Annotated in this window: 19 protein-coding genes; 10 read left to right on the plus strand and 9 right to left on the minus strand. The window is 64.9% G+C overall.

Annotated features, from left to right (window positions below):
- Nucleotides 1-49: 49 nt before the first annotated feature.
- Nucleotides 50-1,525 (minus strand): amino acid permease, encoded by a 1,476-nt coding sequence (locus ACVOLV_RS11420; RefSeq protein WP_481554514.1) that lies wholly within the window; start codon nt 1,523-1,525, stop codon nt 50-52.
- A 189-nt stretch (nt 1,526-1,714) separates the two neighbouring features.
- Between ACVOLV_RS11420 and ACVOLV_RS11425 the strand changes: the two genes are divergently transcribed.
- A complete protein-coding gene (locus ACVOLV_RS11425) occupies nt 1,715-2,260 on the plus strand; it encodes an NUDIX hydrolase (RefSeq protein ID WP_481554515.1) in 546 nt (181 codons plus the stop codon).
- Nucleotides 2,261-2,674: 414 nt separating this feature from the next.
- Here ACVOLV_RS11425 and serA read toward each other — a convergent pair whose 3' ends face one another.
- On the minus strand, nt 2,675-3,916 hold the full coding sequence (gene serA / locus ACVOLV_RS11430; protein ID WP_481554516.1) for a phosphoglycerate dehydrogenase: 1,242 nt from the start codon (nt 3,914-3,916) through the stop codon (nt 2,675-2,677).
- A 203-nt stretch (nt 3,917-4,119) separates the two neighbouring features.
- Here serA and ACVOLV_RS11435 point away from each other — a divergent pair, with 203 nt between their 5' ends.
- Nucleotides 4,120-5,508 (plus strand): FAD-binding oxidoreductase, encoded by a 1,389-nt coding sequence (locus tag ACVOLV_RS11435; protein WP_481554517.1) that lies wholly within the window; start codon nt 4,120-4,122, stop codon nt 5,506-5,508.
- Between the two features lie 37 nt (nt 5,509-5,545).
- Here ACVOLV_RS11435 and ACVOLV_RS11440 read toward each other — a convergent pair whose 3' ends face one another.
- Nucleotides 5,546-6,616 (minus strand): ATP-binding protein, encoded by a 1,071-nt coding sequence (locus ACVOLV_RS11440; RefSeq protein ID WP_481554518.1) that lies wholly within the window; start codon nt 6,614-6,616, stop codon nt 5,546-5,548.
- Nucleotides 6,616-7,362 (minus strand): response regulator, encoded by a 747-nt coding sequence (locus ACVOLV_RS11445; protein ID WP_481554519.1) that lies wholly within the window; start codon nt 7,360-7,362, stop codon nt 6,616-6,618. Before ACVOLV_RS11445 ends, ACVOLV_RS11440 begins: the two co-directional genes overlap by 1 nt.
- Nucleotides 7,363-7,538: 176 nt before the next feature.
- Between ACVOLV_RS11445 and ACVOLV_RS11450 the strand changes: the two genes are divergently transcribed.
- The 5 genes from ACVOLV_RS11450 to ACVOLV_RS11470 all read left to right on the plus strand — a co-directional run bounded on the left by ACVOLV_RS11450 (nt 7,539) and on the right by ACVOLV_RS11470 (nt 15,210).
- Nucleotides 7,539-8,636, plus strand: a complete 1,098-nt coding sequence (locus tag ACVOLV_RS11450) for an efflux RND transporter periplasmic adaptor subunit (RefSeq protein WP_481554520.1) — start codon at nt 7,539-7,541, stop codon at nt 8,634-8,636.
- A 9-nt stretch (nt 8,637-8,645) separates the two neighbouring features.
- Nucleotides 8,646-11,786, plus strand: coding sequence for a multidrug efflux RND transporter permease subunit (locus ACVOLV_RS11455; RefSeq protein ID WP_481554521.1), 3,141 nt, complete (start codon nt 8,646-8,648; stop codon nt 11,784-11,786).
- An 81-nt stretch (nt 11,787-11,867) separates the two neighbouring features.
- On the plus strand, nt 11,868-12,167 hold the full coding sequence (locus ACVOLV_RS11460) for a DUF2388 domain-containing protein (RefSeq protein WP_481554522.1): 300 nt from the start codon (nt 11,868-11,870) through the stop codon (nt 12,165-12,167).
- Entirely contained in the window at nt 12,164-14,050 is a 1,887-nt protein-coding gene (locus ACVOLV_RS11465) for a DUF7844 domain-containing protein (RefSeq protein ID WP_481554523.1), read from the plus strand. The genes ACVOLV_RS11460 and ACVOLV_RS11465 overlap by 4 nt, the downstream gene beginning before the upstream one ends.
- The gene (locus ACVOLV_RS11470) at nt 14,047-15,210 is read left to right on the plus strand and encodes a two-component system sensor histidine kinase NtrB (protein ID WP_481554524.1); all 1,164 of its coding nucleotides are present in this window, start codon (nt 14,047-14,049) and stop codon (nt 15,208-15,210) included. The genes ACVOLV_RS11465 and ACVOLV_RS11470 overlap by 4 nt, the downstream gene beginning before the upstream one ends.
- A gap of 129 nt (nt 15,211-15,339) precedes the next feature.
- On the opposite strand, the gene yeiP is transcribed toward ACVOLV_RS11470, so the two are convergent.
- The 5 genes from yeiP to ACVOLV_RS11495 all read right to left on the minus strand — a co-directional run bounded on the left by yeiP (nt 15,340) and on the right by ACVOLV_RS11495 (nt 21,172).
- Complete coding sequence (gene yeiP, locus ACVOLV_RS11475) at nt 15,340-15,906, minus strand: elongation factor P-like protein YeiP (RefSeq protein WP_481554525.1); 567 nt, start codon at nt 15,904-15,906, stop codon at nt 15,340-15,342.
- A gap of 118 nt (nt 15,907-16,024) precedes the next feature.
- Nucleotides 16,025-16,795: an SDR family NAD(P)-dependent oxidoreductase gene (locus tag ACVOLV_RS11480; protein ID WP_481511248.1), complete on the minus strand. Its 771-nt coding sequence runs from the start codon at nt 16,793-16,795 to the stop codon at nt 16,025-16,027.
- Between the two features lie 97 nt (nt 16,796-16,892).
- Entirely contained in the window at nt 16,893-19,445 is a 2,553-nt protein-coding gene (locus tag ACVOLV_RS11485; RefSeq protein WP_481554526.1) for a sensor domain-containing protein, read from the minus strand.
- Nucleotides 19,442-20,335 (minus strand): hydroxymethylglutaryl-CoA lyase, encoded by an 894-nt coding sequence (locus tag ACVOLV_RS11490; protein ID WP_481554527.1) that lies wholly within the window; start codon nt 20,333-20,335, stop codon nt 19,442-19,444. Before ACVOLV_RS11490 ends, ACVOLV_RS11485 begins: the two co-directional genes overlap by 4 nt.
- A 48-nt stretch (nt 20,336-20,383) precedes the next feature.
- The gene (locus tag ACVOLV_RS11495) at nt 20,384-21,172 is read right to left on the minus strand and encodes an enoyl-CoA hydratase-related protein (protein WP_481554528.1); all 789 of its coding nucleotides are present in this window, start codon (nt 21,170-21,172) and stop codon (nt 20,384-20,386) included.
- A gap of 124 nt (nt 21,173-21,296) precedes the next feature.
- Here ACVOLV_RS11495 and ACVOLV_RS11500 point away from each other — a divergent pair, with 124 nt between their 5' ends.
- From ACVOLV_RS11500 to ACVOLV_RS11510, 3 genes are read left to right on the plus strand one after another with little or no spacing between them, the layout of a single operon-like run.
- Nucleotides 21,297-21,545, plus strand: coding sequence for a FeoA family protein (locus tag ACVOLV_RS11500; protein WP_282270780.1), 249 nt, complete (start codon nt 21,297-21,299; stop codon nt 21,543-21,545).
- Nucleotides 21,542-23,398, plus strand: coding sequence for a ferrous iron transport protein B (feoB, locus tag ACVOLV_RS11505; RefSeq protein WP_481554529.1), 1,857 nt, complete (start codon nt 21,542-21,544; stop codon nt 23,396-23,398). Before ACVOLV_RS11500 ends, feoB begins: the two co-directional genes overlap by 4 nt.
- The gene (locus tag ACVOLV_RS11510) at nt 23,398-23,652 is read left to right on the plus strand and encodes a DUF6587 family protein (RefSeq protein ID WP_303749837.1); all 255 of its coding nucleotides are present in this window, start codon (nt 23,398-23,400) and stop codon (nt 23,650-23,652) included. Before feoB ends, ACVOLV_RS11510 begins: the two co-directional genes overlap by 1 nt.
- Nucleotides 23,653-23,795 lie beyond the last annotated feature (143 nt).

The raw sequence follows: 23,795 nt of genomic DNA on the forward strand, positions 1-23,795 counted from the left end.
TGGGCGCGCAAAAGAAAACCGGCGCGCTGGGCGCCGGTTAGGGTGTGGATCAGGCTTGCTTGTTCAGCTTGCTGTTGCGGATGCCGTAGCCGAAATAGATGCACAGGCCCAGCAGCGTCCAGCCAACGAACAGGTGCCAATGCACCACGAAGGCCTGCATGAACAAGGCCAGGCAGGCCAGCGCGCCCAGCGGGCAGATCAGCCATGCCGCCGGCACCTTGAACGGGCGCACGATGTCCGGCTTGGTACGGCGCAGCACCAGCACGCCGATGCAGACCGTGGCGAAGGCCAGCAGGGTGCCCATCGATACCAGCTCGCCCAGCACGTTCAGCGGCACCAGGCCGGCCAGCAGGGCGGCCAGCACACCGACAACCACGGTGCTGACATACGGGGTGCGAAAGCGCGGATGGACCTTGCCGAACATCTTCGGCAGCAGGCCGTCGCGGGAGATGGTGTAGGCGATGCGCGACTGACCCATCATCATCACCAGCACCACCGAGGACAGGCCGGCGATGGCGCCGATCTCGACTGCGGTCTTCAGCCAGGACAGGCTCGGATAGGCTTCCAGCGCGGTGGCCACCGGCTTGTCGGTGCCCAGCAGGTTGTACGGCAGCATGCCGGTCAGCACGGCGCAGACGACGATGTAGACGATGGTGCAGATAGCCAGGGAGCCAAGCAGGCCGATTGGCATGTTCTTCTGCGGGTCCTTGGTTTCGCCGGCGGCGGTGGAGACCGCATCGAAGCCGATATAGGCGAAGAACACGATGGTGGCGGCACGGAACACGCCGCTCCAGCCGAATTCACCGAAGGTGCCGGTGTTTTCCGGGATGAACGGCTGCCAGTTTGCCGGGTCGATGTACTGGATGCCGAAGCCGACAAACAGGCAGATCACGATGACCTTGATCGCCACGATGATGGCATTGACCAGGGTGGACTGGGTGACGCCGACATAGAGCAGGCCGGTGATGGCCGCAACGATCAACACCGCGGGCAGGTTGAACAGCTTGCCTGAGTTGACGAATTCGCTACCGGTCCAGGCCAGCGGCGCCGCCGACAAGGCATCGGGGAACGGCACATGCAGCGTGGTGGTGATGAAGCTGATCAGGTAAGCCGACCAACCCACCGCCACCGAGGCCGAGGCGAACAGGTACTCCAGTACCAGACACCAGCCGATGAACCAGGCCATGCCTTCGCCCAGAGTGGCGTAGGAATAGGAGTAGGCGCTGCCGGAGACCGGCATCATCGCGGCGAACTCGGCGTAGCACAGGCCGGCCAGTGCGCAGGCGATGCCGGCGAATACGAAGGACAGCATCACTGCCGGCCCGGCGTGGTTGGCAGCGGCCTGGCCGGTCAGCACGAAGATGCCCGCACCGATCACCGCGCCAATGCCCAACAGGATCAGGTGCTTGGCGGTGAGGGTGCGCTTGAGTGTGGCTTCGCCTTGCAGGCTGCCCTCGATGGGCTCACCGGCATCAACATGTGCGGCCGGTTCGACCGGCTTGACCCTCAACAGTGCTTTAAGCATTCCGCAAATTCCCAGAGCTGTGTATTGGCCCGAACGCGCTGGGGCGACGGGGCCGGTTGTATGGCGACGCAAGCTGAACGGTCGGCAACCACGCTACCTTGCCAAACGTAGCGAAACTCGACAAGCGCAACTGCAACATCGACAGCGATAATGACTGCCGGATCGAAATGGTGGGATGTGCTTACAGTCATGCTTGGAGAGGATCTGCAGTTGAGTCGCGCATTTGGGGACTATTCCCAGCGGCACCCGGAGCATGGGGCGCTGGCGCGGGAATTCCTGACCCTGCTTGAGGAGGATGGGGTAGATCCTTTCACCCGCGAGCGGCTGGCCGGTCATTTCACCGGTAGCGCCTGGTTGGTCAGTGCCGATGGCCAGCGCGCACTGCTCACCCACCATCGCAAGCTGCAGCGCTGGCTACAGCTGGGCGGGCATGCCGATGGCGACCACGATCTGGCGGCGGTGGCCTTGCGCGAGGCCGAGGAGGAGTCGGGATTGTTGAGCCTGAGCTTGGCCTCGAGCGCTATCTTCGACTTGGACCGGCATTGGATCCCCGAGCGGAAAGAGGTGCCGGGGCATTGGCACTACGACGTGCGCTATGTGGTTGTCGCAGGGGGCAACGAGCAGTTTGTCGTCAGCGAAGAATCGCTGGAGCTGGCCTGGCGGCCGGTAGCTGAGATCGCCAGCGATGAAGATGAATCCATGCGGCGGATGGCAAACCGGTGGTTGCAGAGATAGATGGGGCATGTGGGAGCGGCGTCAGCCGCGAGGCAGGCGATGCCTGATCGCTGGTCGTGCTGGCAATCTGGTCAACCATCAGCTTCGCGGCTGACGCCGCTCCTACAAAATCATCAGTCGCTATGGGGAAAGCCTCTGCCGAGCATGGCTCGGCACTACAGCTCCCTCTCTTTCGCGTAGCGAAGGGGAGGGTTGGGGAGGGGTTGGCTTTTGCAGCTGTAACGCCGCCGGGAAAGCCCCTGCCGAGCATGGCTCGGCACTACGTAGCGCTGCAGCGCGCAGCCGATCCAGCCCCTCTTCCGCATGCGGGGTGAGAGGGGCAGCTTGCGAACCATTGGTTCGCTGCCCATCGAACGCCGTTGCGCCAGCGCCAGCGCCGGGGCGCGGAGCGGGGGTTGGGGTGAGGGCAGCTTGTCAGTACAGGATGCGGGTGCGCAGGGTGCCCTGGATCGTGGCCAGCTCTTCGCGGATCGCAGCTGCCTGTTCTTCGCTGGCGGTGATGTCGATCACCACGTAACCAACCTTGGGGTCGGTGCGCAGGAACTGGCCGTCGATGTTGAGGTTGTGACGCGAGAAGATCTCGTTGATCTTGGACAGCACACCCGGCACGTTGCGGTGGATATGCAGCAGGCGCAGGCTCTGTTCGTGCTCCGGCAGGGTCACTTCCGGGAAGTTGACCGCAGACAGGGTCGAGCCGTTGTCGCTGTAACGCACCAGCTTGGCCGCCACTTCCACACCGATGTTCTCCTGCGCTTCCAGCGTGGAGCCGCCGACGTGCGGGGTCAGGATCACGTTGTCGTGCGCGGTCAACGGGGACTCGAACAGGTCGCCATTGCCCTTGGGCTCGACCGGGAACACGTCCACGGCGGCGCCGCCAAGATGGCCCGAGCTCAATGCCGCATCCAGCGCGGCGATATCAACCACGGTGCCGCGCGCTGCATTGATCAGGTGCGCGCCCTTCTTCATCTTGCCCAGCTGCTCGGCACCGATCATCCATTGTGTGGAGCCGTTTTCCGGTACGTGCAGGGTGACCACGTCCGAGCGCTTCAGCAGGTCGTCCAGGCTGATGGCCGGATGCGCGTTGCCCAGCGACAACTTGGTTTCGATGTCGTGGAAGATCACGTGCATGCCCAGCGCCTCGGCCAGCACGCCAACCTGGGTGCCGATATGGCCGTAGCCGATGATGCCCAGGGTCTTGCCGCGCACTTCGTGGCTGCCGGCAGCCGACTTGGACCAACCGCCGCGGTGGCATTCGGCGTTCTTCTGCGGGATGCCGCGGGTCAACATGATCGCCTCGGCGATCACCAGTTCGGCAACCGAGCGGGTATTGGAATACGGCGCGTTGAATACCGGGATGCCAGCCAGCTCGGCCGCTTCCAGGTCAACCTGGTTGGTGCCGATGCAGAAGCAGCCGACCGCGATCAGGCGCTTGGCGTGGGCCAGTACTTCGTCGCTGAGGTGGGTGCGCGAGCGGATGCCGACGATGTGGGCTTCGGCGATGCGCGCCTTCAGTTCTTCCTCGGGCAGCGACTTGCTGTGCAACTCGATCTGCGAGTAACCGGCCGCCTTGAAGACGTCCACGGCGGTCTGGCTGACCCCCTCTAGCAACAAAACGCGGATGTCCTGCTTCGGGAACGAGGTCTTCTTGGGCGACATGTCGTGTACGGCGGCGGAGGCGGGTAGGTCGCCAACTATGCCAGAACCTTGCCCGCTTTTGTGCGCTGCGCAATGCAGCAAGGCCTTGATGGCAAAAGGTTTCAGATGAAATCCAGGGGTGGCACGAGCACTTGTCGTGGTGACTGGACGGCGCACGGCATGGCTGTCACGCTTACCGGCTTTCACGCCGCCGAAACACCGCCATGACCGATCCGCGCCTGGAATCCCTGTTGCAGTCCTGTCCCGAGCTTCGCCTGAAGACCGAGCCGGGCGACCTGGAGCACTACGGGCGCGACTGGACCAGGCGCTGGACGCCGACCCCGTTGGCCATCGCCCTGCCGGGCAGTGTCGAGGAAGTGCAGGCGGTAGTGCGCTGGGCCAATGAGCATCAGGTAGCCGTGGTGCCTTCGGGTGGCCGCACCGGCCTGTCCGGCGGCGCGGTTGCCGCCAACGGCGAACTGGTGCTGAGCCTGGAGCGCATGAACAAGCCGCTGGGCTTTGATGCGGTGGACCGCACCCTGGTGGTGCAGGCCGGCATGCCGCTGGAAGCAGTGCACAACACCGCCAAGGAACATGGATTGATCTATCCGGTGGATTTCGCCGCGCGCGGCTCTTGTTCGATTGGCGGCAATATCGCCACCAATGCTGGTGGTATCCGCGTGATCCGTTACGGCAATACCCGCGAGTGGATCGCTGGGCTGAAGGTGGTTGCCGGTAATGGCGAGCTGCTGGAGCTCAACAAGGGCTTGATCAAGAATTCCAGCGGCTACGACTTCCGCCAGTTGATGATCGGTTCGGAAGGCACACTCGGCATCGTGGTCGAAGCAACCTTGAAGCTGACCGATCCGCCGCCGACCACCAATGTGATGGTGCTGGCGCTGCCGTCGTTCGAAGTACTGATGCAGGTGTTCTCAGCGTTCCGCGAGCGGCTGCAGTTGGAGGCCTTCGAGTTCTTCACCGACCTTGCGGTCAAACACGTCACCGCGCACGGCGCGCAGTATCCGTTCGAAGAGATTCATCCGTACTACGTGGTGACCGAATACGCCTCGGCTGACGAGGCCGGCGAAGCCGCCGCACTGGCGGCGTTCGAGCATTGCATGGAGCAGGGCTGGGTGCTGGATGGTGTGATCAGCACCAGCGAGGCGCAGGCGCAGCAGCTGTGGCGTCTGCGCGAAGGCATCACCGAATCGGTGGCGCGCTACAAGCCGTACAAGAACGACGTGTCGGTGCGGATATCGGCGATGCCGGCCTTCCTGGCTGAGACCCAGGCGTTGATCAATGGCGCCTATCCGCATTTCGAGGTGGTCTGGTTCGGCCATATCGGCGACGGTAACCTGCACATCAACGTGCTCAAGCCCGACGATACCAGCGACGCCGAGTTCCTCAGCCAGTGCGAGCATGTAACCAAGCTGCTGGCGCAGGTCCTGCTGCGGTTTGATGGCAGCATTTCGGCCGAACACGGCATTGGCCTGGTCAAGAAGGCCTATCTCTCCAGCACCCGTAGCGAGGCCGAAGTCGCCTTGATGCGCGGGGTCAAGCGCGCCTTCGATCCGAACTGGTTGTTGAACCCGGGCAAGCTGTTCGACCAGTAATTGCACAACTGGCCGCGCGAACTCCCGGAAGGGACAGCTACTCGCGCGGCAGTTCCAGCACGAAGCGGCTGCCGCCGTCGGCGCCGCTGCTGCAGGAAACATGGCCGCCGTGCGCATCGGCAATCGCCTTGACCACGGCCAGGCCGAGTCCGCTGCCGCCACCTTGGCGCGAGCGCGAGCCATCGCCGCGCATGAACGGATCGAAGACATGTGGTTGCAGGTTGGCCTCGATACCCGGGCCGTTGTCCTCGATGGCCAGCCGCACATGTTCCTTGCCGTCCTGGATCGAGATACGCACCCGCCCCGGGCTGGCATAGCGGCGCGCGTTCTCCAGCAGCGCGAGCAGGGCCTGACGCAGCCGGGTCGGGTCGCAATACGCCAGGTGTTCGTTGCGGTGGGTCTCCAGCTCCAACACGGAACCGGCGCTGCGGAATGCGGGATCGACCATGGTCATCACCGAATGCACTTCCTGTACCACGTCGGTTGGCGCACGCCGTACGTCGAGCCGGCCATTGCCGGCCAGCCCGAGCACGCGCAGGTCTTCGATCAATCGCGACAGGCCCTCCACCTGCGCCAGCAGGCTGCGAAACTGCGCTTCGTCCGGCTGAAACACGCCATCGGCCAAACCCTGCAGGCGACCGCGCAGAATGGTCAGCGGCGTGCGCAGTTCATGTGCGATAGCTGCGTGCCAGAGCGTGCGTTCGCGGTCCATGTGCTGCAGGCGTGCGGCCATGGTGTTGAAGTCCTCGACCAGCAGGGCGACCTCATCCAGCGCGTCGTCGCTGGCGCTGGCACGCACACCCAGGTCGCCATCGGCGAGCGCGCGTACCGATTCCATCAACGTGTTGAGTGGGGACACGATACGGCGGGTGAGGCGGATCGATGTGGCCAATGCCAAGGCCAAACCGACCACGGTGACACTTGCCATCCAGGCCAGCTCAGGACCTGTCGGTAGCCAGCCTTCAGGCTGTTCCACTGCGCTGGCTGGAAAGAACTCGACCAGAATCGCCCACAGCATGCAGGAGGACAGGATCGTGATCACGATGACACTGACCACCATCAGCGACATCGACACCGTGATGTGTCGATTGAGACCGAGGCGGCGCATCAGCGATCCGCCGCCAGGCGGTAGCCGACACCGCGCACACTGGCCGGCATGTTGGCCACGCCAACATCATCGAGCTTGCGCCGCAGTTTGCTGACATGGCTGTCGACCGTGCGTTCCAGTGCCTCGCTCTCAGGCAGGCACTGGTGCATGAGCTCACTGCGGCTGAAGATGCGGGTAGGCGCCAGTGCCATGCAATGCAGCAACTTGAACTCGGTGAGGGTAAGCAACAGCTCGTGGCTGTAGCCTTCGCCCTCGACGTGCACGGAATGGGTTTGCGAATCGATCAGCAGCGGCCCTGCGCGTAGCGAGGCGGCGGCCTGCCGGGGCGCTGCACGCAAGGTGCGGCGCAGTACCGCACGCACCCGTGCGGCGACTTCGGCCGGGTTGAACGGTTTGACTACGTAATCGTCTGCGCCCATTCGCAGTGCGGTCAGCTTGTCCAGATCCTGGTCCAGCGCGGTGAGCATGATGATCGGCGTATCGCTGCTCTGGCGCAGCTGCGAAAGCACACCCCAGCCATCGATACCGGGTAGCTGCACGTCAAGCAGCACCAGATCGGGGCGCGCACTGCGGTGCAGCTCCAGAGCGGTGCGGCCGTCGGCGGCGCGCACGACGCGCAGCTTCTCCCGCTCCAGGTAGGCAGCGATGATGTCGGCGATCTCGGTTTCGTCCTCGACGATCAGGACGAGTGCATCATGGGAGCGGTCCCATTGCGCCATCGCGGCGGCGGGTAGGTGTGCAGTCATTGCCGGGTGGGACCGAAAGGTTCTGGCCTCCATGCTATCTCCACATTCCCTCCATCGAAACCCCATCATCGCCCGCCACACTGCGCACCTGCGTTCCTGCAGGCTTTCCAGTACCACGTGTAGCGATGACCATTCGATGGATTACGGCCGCCCTGTGTGCGGCCCTGGTTATGGCCATGACGGCCTGTTCTTCGCCCGAACCCGCCGTGGAAGCGGCGCCCAAGGTCAGTGTGCTGACCGTGACCGCACAGCGTGTGCAGCGCGACGACGAGTTGCAGGGGCGGGTGTCGGCATTGCGTACCGCGCAGATCCGCGCGCAGGTCGGTGGCATCGTGCGCAAGCGTTTGTTCGAGCAGGGCGCGGAAGTCGCTGCCGGGCAGGCGCTGTTCCAGATAGATCCGGCGGCGTTCCGCGCCGATGTCGACTCGGCGCTGGCGGCCTTGCAGCGCAGTGAGGCGGCGCTGTCGCGTAGCCGCGTGCAGGCCCAGCGTCTGCAGGCGCTGGCCGATGCGCAGGCGGTCAGCCAGCAGCATCGCGATGATGCGACCTTCGAGTACGAGCAGGCACGTGCAGCGGTGGCTGAAGCCAGGGCAATCCTGGCCCGGCGCCAGCTGGACCTGCGTTACGCCACGGTCAGCGCGCCCATTGCCGGCCGCATCGACCAGGCAATGGTGACCGAGGGCGCGCTGGTGAACGCCACCGACGCCGAGCCAATGGCGCTGGTGCAGCAGATCGACCAGGTCTACGTCGATGTACGCCAACCAGCCTCACAGCTGCCGGCGATGCGCCAGGATGTGGTCGATGGCAATGGGGTGTCCGTGTCCATCATTGGCGCCAACGGCCAGGTCCATCAGGAAGCAGGCCAGCTGTTGTTCTCGGGCATCAATGTGGACGCGCGCACCGGCGATGTGGTGTTGCGGGTGCTGGTGAACAATCCGCGCCGGGAGCTGCTGCCGGGCATGTTCGTGCGTGCGCGGGTGCCGCGTGGCGCGGCCAGCCAGCTACCGCTGCTGCCGCAACAGGCGGTGCTGCGCAGTGCCGGTGGTCAGGCCTATGCCTGGGTGATCGGTGGTGACGGCAAGGCCGTCATCCGGACCATTGAGATCGATGGCAGCGTGGACCGGCAATGGATCGTGCGCAGCGGCCTGAAGGTCGGTGAGCGGGTGGTGGTGGAAGGGCAGGAGCGTCTGCAGGAAGGGCGCCTGGTCGAAACCTCGCCATGGCAGCCAGTGTCCGTGCAGGGCAAGGCCGCTATCGCGTCCAGCAACAACTGAAGGTAAGACATGGCTCGTTTCTTCATTGATCGCCCGGTATTCGCCTGGGTGCTGGCGATCTTCATCGTGCTGGCCGGCATAATGGCTATTCCGCAGCTTGCGGTGGAACGCTATCCGTCGGTGGCGCCGACCAGTGTCAGCATCTATGCCAGCTACCCCGGCGCCAGCCCGCAGACTTTGGATGACTCGGTGGTCGGGCTGATCGAGCGCGAACTGTCCAGCGTCAAGCACCTGCTGTACTTCGAATCATCGGTGGACACCTCCGGTGAAGCCTCGATCACCGCTACCTTTGCGCCCGGGACCAATCCGGAGATGGCACAGGTGGACGTGCAGAACCGGATCAAGGCGATCGAGCCGCGGTTGCCGGCCAGTGTCCGCCAGAGCGGATTGTTCGTGGAGGCGGCCGATTCCGGTTTCCTGATGCTGGTGGGCTTGAGGTCGCCTGATGGCAGCGTGGATGAGGCGCAGCTGGGCGACTTCATGGCCCGCAACATCATTGAGGAGCTGCGCCGTATCGATGGTGTTGGTCGGGTGCAGCTGTTCGGTGCCGAGCAGGCCATGCGGGTCTGGTTGGATCCATCGGCATTGGCTGGCTATGAGCTCACCGTGGGCGACGTGGTCGCCGCCATCGAACAGCAGAACCAGAACATCGCGCCGGGCCGCATCGGTGACTCGCCGAGCGTGGCCGGGCAGCGCATTACCGTGCCTCTGGTTGCCGATGGCCAGCTGACCACCGCCGCACAGTTCGCGGCCATCGTGCTGCGTGCGCATGCCGACGGCTCGCGGGTACTGCTGGGTGACGTGGCCCGGGTGGAACTGGGGGCGCAGAGTTACGCGTGGGGCACCCGCGAGGACGGCCAGGTCGCCACTGCGGCCGGCATCCAGCTGCGTCCGGGGGCGAACGCGGTGAGCACGTCCTCGGCGGTTCGCGCCCGTATGGCCGAGCTGCAGTCGCTGCTGCCCGCCGGCGTGGAAGCCAGCATTCCGTTCGATACCGCGCCGTTCGTGAAAATTTCCATCCAGAAGGTAGTGCAGACCTTGCTGGAGGCGATGCTGCTGGTGTTCGCGGTGATGTTCCTGTTCCTGCAGGACTGGCGCTACACCCTGGTGCCGGCGCTGGTGGCACCGATTGCACTGCTGGGCACGTTTGCGGTGATGCTGGCGCTGGGCTTCTCGATCAATGTATTGACCATGTTCGGCATGGTGCTGGCGATCGGCATCATCGTCGACGACGCCATCGTGGTGGTCGAAGGTGTTGAGCGGATCATGGCCGAGGAAGGATTGGCGCCGCGCGAGGCAACGATCAAGGCCATGCGCGAACTGACCAGCGCCGTGGTCGGCATCACTCTGGTGTTGACGGCGGTGTTCATTCCGATGGCGTTTGCCAGTGGCTCTGTGGGGGCGATCTACCGGCAGTTCACCGTGTCGATGGCGGTGGCGATCCTGATCTCGGCGGTGCTGGCGCTGAGCCTGACCCCGGCACTGTGCGCAACCCTGCTACGGCCGGTCGCGCACGGGCGGCCACGCGGGCGCTTCTTCAACGCATTCAATCGGGGGTTCGCGCGCATGAGCGGGCGTTACCACCGGACCGTGGCCATCGTGCTGCGCCGCTGTGGGCGGGTCATGGGCGTATTCGCCGGCTTGGTGCTGGTGTTGTTGCTGGGGCTGCACTGGTTGCCGGGGGCTTTCCTGCCGGAAGAGGATCAAGGCTATTTCATGACCTCGATCCAGTTGCCGGCCGAGGCAACTGCCGAGCGAACCCTGGCCGTGGTCCAGGCCTACGAAGCACATATCGCCTCGCGGCCAGGCATCGCCGCAAACCAGGTCATCACCGGCTACAGCTTTGCCGGTTCCGGGCCCAGTGCAGCCATGGCTTACACCATGCTCAAGGACTGGGGCGAGCGTGGCGGCGCGACCGCTGCCGATGAGGTGGCCGCTACCCTCAAGGCGATGGCAGCTACAAGCGAGGGCGAGGTGATCAGTGTGATGCCGCCGGCCATCGACAGCCTCGGCAATTCCTCGGGCTTCAGTTTGGCGTTGCAGGCGCGCAGTGGACAGACGCAGTTGCAGCTACGCGCCGCGCAGAAGCAGTTGCTGACGCTGGCGCAGGCCAGCCCCCTATTGGGCGAGGTACACGCTGATGGTCTGCCGTCGGGCAACAGCGTGCGGCTGCAGATAGACCGGGCCAAGGCCGAGGCGATGGGCGTTGGCTTCAGCGATATCAGCAACACCTTGTCGGTGGCGATGGGCTCGCAGTACGTCAATGACTTTCCAAACGCGGGGCGCCTGCAGCAGGTGATCCTGCAGGCGGATGCGCCGTTCAGGATGGAGGTCGAGGACGTGCTCCAGCTGTACGTGCGGAATGCGCAAGGTGGCATGGTCGCGCTGGCGGAGCTGGTAACGCCACACTGGGAGGAGTCACCATTGCAGTTGCAGCGTTATCTCGGGTTCCCCGCGTTGAATGTCTCCGGCGCACCGGCTGACGGTGTTTCAACTGGTCAGGCCATGGCCGAGATGGAACGCCTTGCCGGTCAGCTGCCACCCGGTTTTGCGCTGCAATGGACCAGCCAGTCGCTGCAGGAGAAGACCTCGGGCTCACAGGCCCCTTGGTTGCTGCTGTTGTCGATGCTGGTGGTGTTCCTGGTGTTGGCCGCCTTGTACGAGAGCTGGTCGATTCCGATGGCGGTGATGCTGGTGGTGCCGCTTGGCCTGCTTGGCGCAGTGGCGGCGGTATTGCTGCGTGGCATGCCCAATGACGTCTTCTTCAAGGTCGGCATGATCACGGTGATTGGGCTTTCGGCGAAGAACGCGATCCTGATCGTCGAGTTCGCGCGGCAGCTGCAGCAGCAGGGGATGACGGCTGCGCAGGCGGCTTTGCGTGCGGCGCGGATGCGTCTGCGGCCCATCCTGATGACGTCCATGGCGTTCGCGCTCGGTGTGCTGCCGCTGATGCTGGCGCAGGGCGCATCGCGGGAAACCCAGCAGGCCATCGGTACCGGCGTATTTGGAGGAATGGTCACGGCGACCGTGTTGGCGGTGTTCTTCGTGCCGGTGTTCTATTTGGTTGTGGATTCGGCTTGGCGGCGGTTGCGTCAACGGCTGCACGGCAGGCGTGGAGATGCCGCTGGCGCGGATCATGAACGGATCTGATGGGCGGTGCCGTCGCAGGTTCCCAGCGGCGGCGACGCTCGGTACTCTTGGCGTCCTTGCTCATCCGACGTTGACACGCCAATGATCCGCTCGATCCTGCTCTGCGCCTTGATTGCCCTGCCGATGTCGGCATTCGCCTCCAGCTTCGCAGGTACGTCGGCAGGTTCCGCTTCGGGTGCATCGTCCAATTCCTCCGGCAGCTCCTCCGGCGACGACAAGGTGCTGCTGGATGCGCGCGAAGACGCAGCGGGTTTTGTTGCCAGCAATGGCGAGATCCGCGGTGCGTGGCTGGAAGTCGCCTTGATCCAGCTGCGCGAGCGCGACGCTGCAGCGCGCGACGCCAGCGACATGGCGTTGGCCCGGAAGATCCTGGCCCTGTGACGAATCGCCGCCAGCTGCCGCCCGCGCGGTGGCTGCTGGTGTTGCTGCTGCTCTGCGTCGCCGCGCCATTGCAGGCAGCACTGCGCATCGAGCTGCAGGCCGCCGTCCCGGCATTGGATCCGGCGCAGGAGCTGGCCAGCCAGCAATTGATTGATGACGTACTGGCGCGCATCCCCGCCGGCGTCCAGGCTGAAAACTCACTGACACTGAAGCTGCGTTGGCGTGACGATCTGCCCGAGCATGTGCAGGGCAGGGCACGCGGACACCAGCTTGGGCTGGATGCAGGGCTGTTACCGCCCCTGTTGCAGCGTAATCCTGCTTCCTCCGGCGGTTCTGCACAGGGCTGGCAGCGCGCGCGAGCTGCCCTGATCCATGAACTGGCCCACGCCCTGGACCGTTCCGCCCAAGGTGGCTGGTCAGCGCAACCGCGGTTTCTGGACCTGGCCGGCTGGCAGCAGCGGCCACTGTGGCCGGGGCGTGGCCGCAACCATTTCAGTCTGCGCAGCCCGGATCGTTACGAGCTCGACAGCCCGGTCGAGTTCTTTGCGGTAAACCTCGAGCATTACCTGTTGGATCCGGACTACGTCTGCCGGCGCCCGCTGCTACACGCCTGGTTTGCCGAGAACCTGGGCGCACCGCGACAGGTGAGCCCGGTCCACTGTCCGCAGACGTTGCCGTTCATGCAGGCCGGTGAGCAGGAAGGCCTTGCCGAGCTGCTCGATCTGGACCCGGCGCGGGTCTATGAAATCGACTATCTGCTGGCCGAGGGCAACGAGAAGCTCATGAGCCGCTGGGGCCACAGCATGCTGCGGCTGGTGGTGTGCGCGCCCGGGCGTGTGCCAGGTCCTGGCTGCCGAATGGACCTGCAGTACCACCTGGTGCTGTCGTTCCGCGCCTTCGTCGGTGATGTGCAGATATCCAGCTGGCGCGGCCTGACCGGTGCCTATCCATCACGCCTGTTCGTGCTGCCACTGAGCCGGGTGATCGAGGAGTACACCAAGGTTGAGCTGCGTGGCGTCTCGTCCACGCCACTGCGGCTGCAGCGCGAGGAAATAGGCGCACTGCTGCAGCAGGCTGCGCGGCTGCATTGGGACTACGACGGCCGCTACTACTTCATCAGTAACAACTGCGCGGTGGAAACCGGCAAGCTGCTTGGTGATGGCGCGCCGCGTCTGGCCTCGGCCAAGCTGCTGTCGATCACGCCGACCGGCCTGCTGCAGGGGCTGCGCGCTGAGGCCTTGGCTGATCCGCCACGTGACCGCGCGCAGGCGCTGCGCGGTGGATACTACTTCGAGTCGGCGGCCGCCCATTACGCGCTGGTGTTCGAGGTGGCGCGCAAGGCCTTGCCGCTGCCGGCCAAGGATGTCGAGGCCTGGTTGGCGCTGGCGCCATCGCAGCGGCTGTTGTGGATGCAGCAGGCCGATGAGCAGGTGCTGGCGGCGATGCTGCTGCTGGAGCAGGCGGCGTGGCGGCGCGGCGAACTGGCCGCTGCCGATGTGCTCAAGCGCAGCCTGCTTGCGCGCGGCAAGCAGCTGCCGGAGATGGTGGCCTTCCAGGCGCTGATGGAGCGCAGCGCGCTGTTGCTGGCACCGGGCAGCCTGCTGGAGGCAGGAAACGGCTATGGCATCCCCAACGAGGATGAACGAGAACGATTGAGGTCGGCGACCGTGGCTGGCGCTGGACCAGCCCGGCAGCAATGGCAGGCCTTGCGTGGGGCTGCGCTGGCGGCCTTGCCGGGAGCGCAGCGGCAGCGGATGGCGCAGATCGAGGCGAACCTGGCGTATCTGCGACAGCGGCTGCGTTTAGGGTACGGTACGCAGACAGGGGAGGCGGCAGCGCTGGAGTATCAGCGGCCGGGTCAGTTTTCAGGAGAGCGCGGTTGAGTAGTACCGAACAGCAACAGGCCAGCAAGGCCATGGGGATGGCCGACGATGTCGTGCAACTGCGCTCCTGCGCCATTCTCCAGTTGGCCGCCGATGGTCGCGTGCTCAGCGGCAATGCCGGCGTGGCAACCGTGCTCGGCTATGCGGACGATGAGATCTGCGGGCAGCCGTTCTCGATGTTGTTCAGTGCTGCCGATACGCAGCACAAGGTGGCCGAGCAGACGGTCGCGCGTACCCTGGCACAGGGCACCGACCAGCTCGGCCTGGCGATGGTCCGCCGTGATGGCAGTAGGTTTCGTGCCTCGATGATACTGGAGCGGATAGTTGATGCGCAGGGCGCGCGGGTGCTGGTGTTGATCCGCGATATCACCGAGGTCTTCCAGACCCAGAAGCGGGTGCGCGAGGCGCAGGAAGTGGCGTTGCGCGCGCAGCGCCTGGATGCGGTCGGCAAGCTGACGCTTGGCTTGTCGCATGACTTCAACAACCTGCTGTCGGTGATTGGCAACAGCCTGGATATGTTGTCGCTGCGGCGCTCCGGCGATGACAGCGTGCGGCGCATTCTGGATGTCGCGCACCGGGCGGTGGAGCGGGGCACCCAGTTGACCCGGCAGATGCTGGCGTTCGGGCGCGGGCAGACACTGGTGCCGCAGCTGAGCCAGGCCGATGAGCTGGTCAATGCGTCGCTGGAGCTGTACCGCCGCGTCTGTGGCGAAACCATCCAGTTGGATGTGGAAGTGGATGCACAGCTGCCGCCGATCTCGGTCGACGCCGGTCAGTTGGAGGCCGCACTGCTGAATCTATTGAGCAACAGCCGTGACGCGATGCACGGGGTGGGGCGGGTGCAGTTGTCTGCACGGCTTGAGGACATGCTGTTGCCATCTGGCGGCGAGAGCGGGCAGTTCGTCTGCATCTGCGTGGGTGACAGCGGGCCGGGTATCCAGGCCGAGATCCAGGAGAGCGTGTTCGAGCCGTTCTTCACCACCAAGAGCGTGGGCGATGGCAGTGGTCTGGGTTTGAGCCAGGTCTATGGGTTTGCAGCGCAGTCAGGAGGCACGGCCACCATTGGCACGTCCAAACTGGGCGGGGCGGCGGTGTCGTTGTATTTTCCGGTGGCAACAGAAGTTGTGGGAGCCGCGTCAGCCGCGAAACTGGCTATCTGACAGGGCGCCGGTTCTCCGTGGATTCCGGGACCTGAAGTTCTGTCGGCTTCGCGGCTGACGCCGCTCCCACAAGATCGTTCATGCAATGCAACGGGCAGCCCCCGCCCTTGGGCAGGAGGCTGCGGTCAATCAATCGGCGCGGCCGCCGAACTCACCGGTGGTGGTGTTCACCAGGATGCGTTCGCCGTTGACGATGTACTCCGGCACCATGATTTCCAGACCGGTGCTGAGCTTGGCCGGCTTCGGGCGCTTGGTCGCGGTGCCGCCCTTCAGTTCCGGCGGGGTTTCCACCACTTCCAGGGTGACGTGCTGCGGCAGCTGGATCGCGACTGGCTGGTCGTCGATCACCTGCACGAAGATGCCGTTCAGACCCTCGGTGATGTAACCGGCGTCGTCGCCGATCACGTCCGCATCCAGCGTATACGGGGTGTAGTCCTCATCGTCCATGAACACGAAGGCATCGCCGTCCATGTAGGAGAAGGTGGACTGGCGACGCAGCAGCTCGACTTCCGGCAGGTTGTCATCGGCATCGAAGCTGGCGTCGAGCTTGTTGCCGCCCGGCACGCTGTACATGATGAAACGGAAGCGGACGTTGCCGCCGCGGCCCTGCGGCGAGCTGCGCTCGATGTCGCGGATCTGGTAGACGCCGTTGTTGTACTCGACGACGTTGCCTTTCTTGATGTCGTTGGCTTTCATGGATTGAGCGCTGGTATCAGGGAATCGGGATGGGAGACTCGATAAACCAGAAGCGGGTCCCGGGGCTGATCGGGCGGCACGCTAGCGCCGTTCCGAATCCCCAAGCCCCGCTCCGGAGTCACTTCGGCGCCAAACGTACGGCGCCGTCGAGGCGAATAGTCTCACCGTTGAGGTAGGTATTGCCAATGATGTGGCCGACCAGGCTGGCGAAATCGGCCGGCTGGCCCAGCCGCGAAGGGAACGGAATGGAGGCGGCCAGCGATTCCTGCACGTTCGCCGGCATGCCGTCGACCATCGGCGTCCAGAACACGCCCGGGGCGATGGTCAGCACGCGGATACCGAAGCGCGACAGTTCGCGGGCCATCGGCAAGGTCATGCCGACCACGCCGCCCTTGGAGGCGGAATAGGCGGCCTGGCCGATCTGGCCTTCATAAGCTGCCACCGAGGCGGTGTTGATGATCACGCCGCGCTCGCCGTCGGCGTTGGCTTCGTTGTGCTGCATCAGCTCGGCCGCGGCCTTGGCCACGTTGAAGCTGCCGACCAGGTTGACCATCACCGTGGTCTGGAAGTTGGCCAGTGGCATCGCTGCCTCGCGGCCAAGCACGCGGCCGGCACCGAGGATGCCGGCGCAGTTCATCACCACGTTCAAGCCGCCCAGGAACTCGCGGGCGGCGGCCAGATTGGCAGCGACACCGGCTTCGTCGGTGACATTGGTGGTGAAGTAGCGGGCGTTGTCGGCGCCCAGTTCGGCGACCGCTGCGGCGCCTTTCTCATCATTGAGGTCAAACAGGGCGACCTTGCCGCCATTGGCAACCAGGAATTGGGCGACACCGAGGCCAAGCCCGGAAACACCGCCGGTGATGACGGCACGAACGGAAGACAGCTGCATTGGAACAATCCTGCTGAGTGATCCTCCGATTCTAGCTGATGCCGATCCGCGCCCAGTTGGCACGATCAGACCTGTGGCACCTATGCCGATGAGCAACTCAGGCCATCTGCCGGCTGAAGTCGGGGGGCGACAGGCCGGGCGCGAACAGGAAGCCCTGGCCGACAGGAACGCCGAGCCCAAGCAGGAACTGGCGTTGCGCCTCCGACTCGATGCCCTCGGCAACCAGGCCCAGCCCCAGGCTGCGGGCGATGCCGCAGACCGCTTCGCAGACGGCGACATCGGAGGGGTTGTCAGGCACGCCGCTGATGAACAACTGGCTGAGCTTGAGGCCGTGGATGGGCAGGGTGCGCAGGTAGTTCAGCGCGCTATAGCCTTCGCCGAAGTCGTCGATGGTCAGTATCACGCCCATGGCGCGCAGCTCGGCAAAGGTGCGCAGGGTGGCGGGGGCGTCCTCGATCAGGACCCGTTCGGTGAACTCCAGCTCCAGCGCGCTGCCGGGCAGGTTGTAATGATCCAATACCTCGCGCACCTGGCGTGCAAGGCGGTCACCACTGAACTGGCGGTAGGAGACATTGATCGCCACCCGCATCATGCCCAGGCCTTCGTTATGCCATTCGCGGATCTGCCGGCAGGCCTGGTGCAGCACCCATTCGCCGATGCGGACGATGTCGCCGGTGTTCTCGGCGTGGCTGATGAAGATATCCGGGCGCAGCTCGCCGAGCTGGCGGTTGCGCCAACGAATCAAGGCCTCGCAGGCAATGGTCTGGCCGCTGCGCAGGTCCACCTGCGGCTGGTAGACCAGGCGGAATTCGTCACGGTCCAGTGCCTTGCGCAGGCGCCGCTCGATCTGCAAACGGTCGCGCTGGCGCCGCGCCAGTTCCGGCGAGAACAGCTGCCAGCCATTGCGGTCGCGGCGCTTGCACTCGTACATGGCCAGGTCGGCGTTCTGGATCAGCTGCTGAGGACGCAAGCCGTCCTGCGGCGCCCGCGCTATACCAATACTGGTGGTGACCGGGAACTCGTCCTTGCCGAACTGGAACGGTGGAATGAAGGCGCGGGTGATGGCTTCGGCCAGCTTCTCGGGCCGTCCCGGCAGGTCGCGGGCATCACAGGTGACCACGAATTCATCGCCACCAAAGCGGGCCAGCAGGCCCTCGGTGCCGATGGCATCGGCGATGCGGCGGGTGGCTTCGATCAACAGCAGGTCGCCGGCATTGTGGCCGAGCACGTCGTTGACGGTCTTGAACCGGTCCAGATCGATGTAGAGCACTGCAACCCCTGCATGTGAGGGGTTGCTCAGGCGCGCTTCCAGATCGGTGAGCGCAGCGTCGCGGTTCATGATGCCGGTCAGCGGATCGGTGCGGGCCTGGTTCTTCAGGGTCTGCTCGGCGTGTTTGGGCTCGGTGATGTCCTGCAAGGTGCCGGCGATACGGGTGGAGGCCAGGTCGCCGAGCTCCACCTCACCGATCATCCGGATCCAGAAGCTGTGGCCACTGGCACGTTGGCCCTGCAGTTCCAGTTCGAAGCCGGTGCGCTGTTCGACGACGCCGTCCATGGCCTCGCGCAGTTGCTGGCGCGATTGGCTGTTCAGGCAGGCCAGCAGTTGTTCCAGATCGGTGGGGGGCGATTGCTGGCCGAGGATGCGCTGCGCCTCGCCGGTGAGGTAAAGGTGTTGCTGACCACGATCCCATTCCCAGCCGCCGATATGCGCCAGCGACTGGGCGCGGTCGAACAGGGCGTGGTCGCGCTTGAGCTCGGTGATATCGCTGAACAGCGAGAACACGTGGTCCGGAAGATCACAGCCGGCCGAGAACACCGGTACGGTGGTGATCGAGATCCAGATCATCCGCCCGTTGGGGCGGTAGTACAGGCCGATGATGGTGCTGCGGATGATCTTGCCTTCGGCAAACGCGCGGGTCACCGGCCATTGTTCGGGGCGCAGCCGGCGACCGTGTTCGTCAACGCTGATCCACTCGTCGCTGGCCAGTGGCACCTTGGCCGGGACCGCGCTGCTCAGGTTGAAGATGCGGTGGGCAGCCGGGTTGGCGGAGATGATGCCGAGGTGGCGATCGAACAGCATCACCCCCTTGTCGATGGACTCCAGCAGCAGGCGGTAACGGGTCTCGGCCTGCCAGCGCCGGCTCAGGTCACGGGCAACGGCCACGATGCAGTGTTCGCCATCATGCTCGATGGTGGCCGAGTGCACCTCCACCGGGAAGCGGCTGCCGTCGCCGCGCATGTTGGTGACTTCCACCACATAGGTTTCGCCACGGTTGAGGGTTTCCCAGACTGGCTCCAGATGGTCGGCGGGCAGGTCGGGATTGAGCAGCTCGATGGGTTGGCCGACGATTTCTTCGCGGGTGCGGCCATAGGCGCGGACGCCGGCGCTGTTGACATCCAGCACCACGCCGGTGGCGCTGAGGATGCTGACCGGGTCGGGCACCGCGTCGAACAGGGCGGCATAGCGGCGTTGTGCCACCCGCCGCTCGGCCATGGCCTCGGTCAAGGCCGAGCGTGCAGCCAGCAAGGCCTGTTGCAGGCCAAGTGGCAGTGGTTGCTGTAATGCTCGTTCCAGTCCAGCCAGCGCGTCGACATGCGCGGCGCGGTGATCGCCGTCGTCAGGTACACCAAGCTGGCCGGTTCCGGTCATGACACTGTCAATGCCCTTCCTGTCTTGCTGCCTGTCTGCCGGCCCAGTCGTTCTGCGAGCCAGTTCCCCGTTGCGGCCAACGCCGGCAGATCCACGCCGGTACGCATCCCCATGCCGTGCAGCATGTAAATAACATCTTCGCTGGCGACATTACCACTAGCACCGCGCGCATAGGGGCAGCCGCCGGTGCCGGCAACGGCCGAATCCACCACCCGCACGCCTTCCTCCAGGCAGCTGGCGATATTGGCCAGTGCCTGCCCGTAGGTGTCGTGGAAGTGCACGGCAAGGGCAGCAACCGGCACTTCCGCGGCGACGGCCTGCAGCATTGCGCGGGCCTTGTGGGGAGTGCCGACACCGATGGTGTCGCCCAGTGATATCTCGTAGCAGCCCATGACATGCAGGCGGCGGGCGACGCGCACCACATCGGCCAGCGGCACCTCGCCTTGATACGGGCAGCCCAGCACAGTGGATACATAGCCGCGCACCTGCACCCCATCGGCCTTGGCCCGGGCCAGGATCGGCTCGAAGCGCTGCAACGATTCGTCGATGCCGGCATTGGTATTGGTGCGGTTGAACTGCTCGGACGCCGCAGTGAACACGGCAACTTCGCTGACGCCCACCGCCAGCGCGCGTTCGTAACCCTGTTCGTTGGGTACCAACACCGGGTAGCTCACACCGGCCCTGCGCTGTATGCCGGTAAACACCTCGGCGGCATCGGCCAGCTGTGGCACCCACTTGGGGCTGACGAAACTGGTGGCTTCGATGCTGCGCAGGCCGGTTGCCGAGAGCCGGTTGATCAGCTCGATCTTGTCGGCGGTTGCAACCTGCTGTTTCTCATTCTGCAGGCCGTCACGCGGGCCTACTTCGACGATACGGACGAAATCATTCATAGAGCGGTCTTTGACTGGAGGCGGGCGCGGGCGGTTCGTGGGCAGGGCTTACTGTGCGGCCCAGCGAGGAGGGCGCTTCTCAAGGAAGGCGCTCAAGCCTTCGCGGCCTTCCTCGGAAGCGCGCAGGGCGGCGATCAGGCCGGCATTGGCGCGGTCCAGTCCATCGCGGTCGCCGATGGCGGCATGTACCTCTCGGACCAGTACCTTGGCCGAGGCGGCCGCAACGGGGCCGGCCTTGCTGAGCAGGCTGAGCTGGGTCTGCACGGCGGAGTCCAATGCATCGGCGGCGACCACCTGGTGGACCAGGCCGATCTGCTGCGCGGTAGTGGCATCGAAGTGCTCGCCGGTAGCAAACCAGCGCCGTGCCTGACGTGGGCCGATCGCGGCAATGACATAGGGGGAGATCACCGCCGGCAACAGGCCAAGGCGGCTCTCGGTCAGGCCGAAGCGGGCACCTTCGGCGGCAATGGCGATATCGCAGCAGGCAACCAGACCGACGCCGCCGCCGAAGGCTGCGCCCTGAATGCGGGCGATGGTCGGCTTGGGCAGTTCATCCAGGGTGCGCATCAGGCCTGCCAGTGCCAGCGAGTCGATGCGGTTCTCCTCCTGGCTGGCGCTGGCCATGGCCCGCATCCACTGCAGGTCGGCGCCGGCCGAGAAGGACGGCCCGGTGCTGGCCAATACCACGGCCCGTACGGCCGGGTCGGCACCCAGGCTGGACAGGGTTTCGGTCAGGGAGCGGATCAGCGCCGCGTCGAAGGCGTTATGCAGGTCCGGCCGGTTCATCGAAAGGGTCGCCACCGCGCCCTGGTGCTGCACGAGCAGTGCATCGCTCATCGGTAATGCCTGTTTGAACGGAAATCCCGCGAATCATAGCGGTGCAGGGGTGGGACGCCATGACGCAGCGCGGCGATGCTAGAATTGATAACCATTCTTATCACCACTCCATAGGCGCTATTCAGTGACGTTGTCAGATTTGCCGCTGCATGCTTCAGCGCGCGTAGAAAGCGTTCAGGACCTGCATGCAAACGATGCAATCGCGCGCCGTCTGCGCGAGCTGGGTTTTGTGAACGGAGAGGAAGTCCGCTTGGTTGCACGAGGTCCGGTCGGCGGTGAGCCGCTGCTGTTCCAGGTGGGTTTTACCCGTTTTGCGCTGCGTCGTAGCGAGGCCGCGCGCGTCCAGATCAGCGCCGAAGGAGCACAGGCATGAGTACCGCTATTGCCCGCTTGGCGTTGGTTGGCAACCCGAACAGCGGCAAGACCGCCCTGTTCAACCAGTTGACCGGCAGCCGCCAGAAGGTGGCCAATTACACCGGTGTCACCGTCGAGCGCAAGGAAGGCCGCATGCGTGGGCCGTCCGGGCAGGAGTACGCGGTGCTGGACCTGCCGGGCGCCTACAGCCTGCATCCGGCCAGCCTGGATGAAGCAATCACCCGTGACCTGTGCCGGGGTTTCTACCCGGGCGAGGCTGCCCCGGATGCGCTGATCTGTGTGATTGATGCCACCAACCTGCGCCTGCACCTGCGCTTTGCGCTGGAAGTGCGCGAGCTTGGCAAGCCGATGGTGGTGGCCCTGAACATGGTCGATGCAGCCCGCAAGCGCGGCATCGAGATCGACGTGCCGGCGCTGGAGAAGGCACTGGGCGTGCCGGTCGTGGAAACCGTCGCGGTGCGTCACAACGGCGCGCGCGCGCTGGTCGAGCGCATCGATACGCTGATGCCAAAGCTGGACGCCATGCCGGTGCATGCGGCCGAGCCCGGTGCTGATTACCACGCACAGGTGCGCGATATCCTGGCTTCGGCCGTGCGCATGCCTGCGCCCACCGCCAAGGTGGACGACGCGCTGGATCGTTGGTTGCTGCACCCGGTTTTCGGTCTGCTGACCCTGGCCGTGGTCATGTTCCTGATCTTCCAGGCGGTGTATGCCTGGGCCACGCCATTGATGGATGGCATCGAGGCGGCGTTTGGCTGGCTGGGGCCGGTGGTGGCCGAGAAACTGCCGGAAGGGCCGCTGAGCAGCCTGCTGGTGGACGGCATCATTGCCGGTGTCGGCGGCGTGCTGGTGTTCCTGCCGCAGATCCTGATCCTGTTCGCCTTCATCCTGGCGCTGGAGGAATCCGGTTACCTGCCGCGCGCTGCCTTCCTGCTGGACCGGATGATGGCTTCGGCTGGCCTGTCAGGGCGTTCGTTCATCCCGCTGCTGTCCAGTTTCGCCTGTGCAGTGCCGGGCATCATGTCGACCCGTTCCATCCAGGACCCGCGTGATCGTCTGGCGACCATCCTGGTGGCGCCGCTGATGACCTGCTCGGCACGCTTGCCGGTGTATGCCTTGCTGATCGGCGCCTTCATCCCGGCCAAGACCGTGTGGGGCGTGTTCAATCAGCAGGGTTTGGTGCTGTTCGCCCTGTATCTGGCCGGCATCCTCAGTGCGCTGGTGATGTCCTGGACGATGAAGAAGTTCCGTCGCGACAAGAGCGAGCATCCCTTGATGCTGGAGCTGCCGTCGTACCGCCTGCCCAATCCGCGCGACCTGCTGGTCGGCTTGTACGAGCGCGCGATGATCTTCCTCAAGCGCGTGGGCGGCATCATCCTTTCGCTGACCATCCTGCTGTGGTTCCTGCTGTCGTATCCGGGCGCGCCCGAGAACGCGACCATGCCGGCCATCGATTACAGCTTCGCCGGCCAGATTGGTCACGCGATGGCGGTGATCTTCGCGCCGCTGGGCTTCAACTGGCAGATCTGCATCGCCTTGATTCCGGGCATGGGTGCGCGTGAAGTCGCCGTCTCTTCGCTGGCAACGATCTACGCACTGTCGGCAGCCGACGACGATGCCGCGATCCAGGCGCTGACGCCGGTAATCAGTGACGGCTGGACCCTGGCGACCGGCTTGTCGCTGATGGTGTGGTTCATCTACGCGCCGATGTGCATCTCCACCCTGGCCACCATCAAGCGCGAGACCAACTCGTGGAAGCAGATGGCCTTCGCCACGGTGTACCTGTTCGGTGCGGCCTATCTGGCAGCGTTCGTCACCTACCAGGTGGCGGTGGCGCTGGGAGCGGGTTGATGGACAAGGGGCTGCTGCTGCAATACCTGATCATCGCCCTGGCGGTGCTGGTCAGTGCCTGGGTGGTGCTGAAGAAGCAGTTCCCGGGCGTATTGCGCAAGCTGCGAGGCCTGTTGGCGCTGTGGCTGGTGAAGCCGCAGCGTTCGCCCCGGCTGCAGGCCTGGGGGCGCCGCCTGGCGCCGCCAGCGGCCAGTGCTGCCGGTGCGTGTGGCGGCTGCAACAGCTGCGGGCCGAGCGAGCCCAAGCAGCATTGAGGGGCACACGGCATTTGAGTGGGACAGGGACCGATGTCAGATATCTGGCATCGGTTTTTTTGTGGGAGCGGTGTAAGCCGCGAAGCTCGAACACCATCAGATTGCAGGGATGTTTTGGGCCCCCGGCAATGTCTGCTTCGCGG

The organism is Stenotrophomonas sp. STEN023 (genome assembly GCF_056760135.1).

What these genes read in the sequence shown, in the direction of transcription:
- ACVOLV_RS11420 (WP_481554514.1), bottom strand. Translation starts at nt 1,525, where the DNA reads ATGCTTAAAGCACTGTTGAGGGTCAAGCCGGTCGAACCGGCCGCACAT.
- ACVOLV_RS11440 (WP_481554518.1), bottom strand. Translation starts at nt 6,616, where the DNA reads ATGCGCCGCCTCGGTCTCAATCGACACATCACGGTGTCGATGTCGCTG.
- ACVOLV_RS11460 (WP_481554522.1), top strand. Translation starts at nt 11,868, where the DNA reads ATGATCCGCTCGATCCTGCTCTGCGCCTTGATTGCCCTGCCGATGTCG.
- ACVOLV_RS11450 (WP_481554520.1), top strand. Translation starts at nt 7,539, where the DNA reads ATGACGGCCTGTTCTTCGCCCGAACCCGCCGTGGAAGCGGCGCCCAAG.
- ACVOLV_RS11485 (WP_481554526.1), bottom strand. Translation starts at nt 19,445, where the DNA reads ATGACCGGAACCGGCCAGCTTGGTGTACCTGACGACGGCGATCACCGC.
- ACVOLV_RS11480 (WP_481511248.1), bottom strand. Translation starts at nt 16,795, where the DNA reads ATGCAGCTGTCTTCCGTTCGTGCCGTCATCACCGGCGGTGTTTCCGGG.
- ACVOLV_RS11425 (WP_481554515.1), top strand. Translation starts at nt 1,715, where the DNA reads ATGCTTGGAGAGGATCTGCAGTTGAGTCGCGCATTTGGGGACTATTCC.
- ACVOLV_RS11455 (WP_481554521.1), top strand. Translation starts at nt 8,646, where the DNA reads ATGGCTCGTTTCTTCATTGATCGCCCGGTATTCGCCTGGGTGCTGGCG.
- serA (WP_481554516.1), bottom strand. Translation starts at nt 3,916, where the DNA reads ATGTCGCCCAAGAAGACCTCGTTCCCGAAGCAGGACATCCGCGTTTTG.
- ACVOLV_RS11490 (WP_481554527.1), bottom strand. Translation starts at nt 20,335, where the DNA reads ATGAATGATTTCGTCCGTATCGTCGAAGTAGGCCCGCGTGACGGCCTG.
- ACVOLV_RS11510 (WP_303749837.1), top strand. Translation starts at nt 23,398, where the DNA reads ATGGACAAGGGGCTGCTGCTGCAATACCTGATCATCGCCCTGGCGGTG.
- yeiP (WP_481554525.1), bottom strand. Translation starts at nt 15,906, where the DNA reads ATGAAAGCCAACGACATCAAGAAAGGCAACGTCGTCGAGTACAACAAC.
- ACVOLV_RS11495 (WP_481554528.1), bottom strand. Translation starts at nt 21,172, where the DNA reads ATGAGCGATGCACTGCTCGTGCAGCACCAGGGCGCGGTGGCGACCCTT.
- feoB (WP_481554529.1), top strand. Translation starts at nt 21,542, where the DNA reads ATGAGTACCGCTATTGCCCGCTTGGCGTTGGTTGGCAACCCGAACAGC.
- ACVOLV_RS11445 (WP_481554519.1), bottom strand. Translation starts at nt 7,362, where the DNA reads ATGACTGCACACCTACCCGCCGCCGCGATGGCGCAATGGGACCGCTCC.
- ACVOLV_RS11435 (WP_481554517.1), top strand. Translation starts at nt 4,120, where the DNA reads ATGACCGATCCGCGCCTGGAATCCCTGTTGCAGTCCTGTCCCGAGCTT.